Origin of the sequence: Pectobacterium betavasculorum, from assembly GCF_000749845.1 — a bacterium.
Taxonomy (GTDB): Bacteria; Pseudomonadota; Gammaproteobacteria; order Enterobacterales; family Enterobacteriaceae; genus Pectobacterium; species Pectobacterium betavasculorum.
Window position 1 is genome coordinate 1 of the sequence record NZ_JQHM01000071.1, and the last position, 383, is coordinate 383.

Sequence of the window (383 nt, forward strand, 5' to 3'; positions counted from 1 at the left end):
GCGACAGAGATACGTGGATACGCTCTCCCAGTCCTCCCTCCAAAATGTCACATAGCAAAAAGCCCCGGTCTTCGACAGGGGCTTTCCACTCGTTTGATATCTGGCTGTTTATCGCAGGCGTCCTGTCCGACACCCTTCGGGCCGTTGCTTCGTAACGTGCCAATCCGCTCCCGGCGGATTTGTCCTGCTCCAGAGCGCGCTCACCAATAAACTACAGATAAAACAAAAAGCCCAGTCTTCCGACTGGGCTTTTTGTTTTATTTGATGCCTGGCAGTTCCCTACTCTCACATGGGGAGACCCCACACTACCATCGGCGCTACGGCGTTTCACTGCTGAGTTCGGCATGGGGTCAGGTGGGACCACCGCGCTATCGCCGCCAGGC

Annotated in this window: 1 rRNA gene; it reads right to left on the reverse strand. The window is 56.1% G+C overall.

The window, feature by feature from the left end:
* Positions 1-266: 266 nt before the first annotated feature.
* Positions 267-382: ribosomal RNA gene (gene rrf / locus KP22_RS21145) — 5S ribosomal RNA — on the reverse strand.
* Position 383 lies beyond the last annotated feature (1 nt).